The 514-nt window shown below is 44.4% G+C and carries 1 pseudogene; it reads right to left on the minus strand.

What is annotated here, in order from left to right:
• Nucleotides 1-514 (minus strand): annotated as a pseudogene (locus R7R78_RS29575) (MFS transporter); the annotation flags it as partial.

A 514-nucleotide genomic window follows, 5' to 3' on the forward strand; every position in this document is an offset into this window, starting at 1 on the left:
GCGTAATACAACCAGTAACGCTTACGCAGTACGAGTTTCTTATTTTGTGGCACAGCTGTTTTGAACTGAGGAAACACCAGTGCCATCACGATGATCAACACAAAGCCAACGCCACCCGCCAACAAATACACGGTTTTGAAATCAAATTTAAGCTGCTCTAGAAAAATCCAAATCGCGCCGTAGGTAAACAGAGAAGCCAGCGCGCCGACCGAGATAAACTTGCCTAGCATTTCTGGCGCTTCTTCTTTCGATAGCCATTGCAAAGACAGGGACTGCTTCAATGTTTCAAAGTAGTGAAAACCAGTGGACATCAACAAGGTCGTAAAAAGTAAACCGTACAAAGTGGGAAAGTAACCTGTTAATGCTGTACCAAGTGTTAGCATCGCTAAAGACAACAAAATGAATCGTTGTTCGCGGATAAACAACAACACAAACACGGCGGTAAAGGCTAAAAAGCCCGGTATTTCACGCACGCTTTGTAATAAGCCAATGTCCGCCCCATCAAAGTTCGCTT

Source organism: Vibrio sp. 2134-1 (assembly GCF_033339495.1).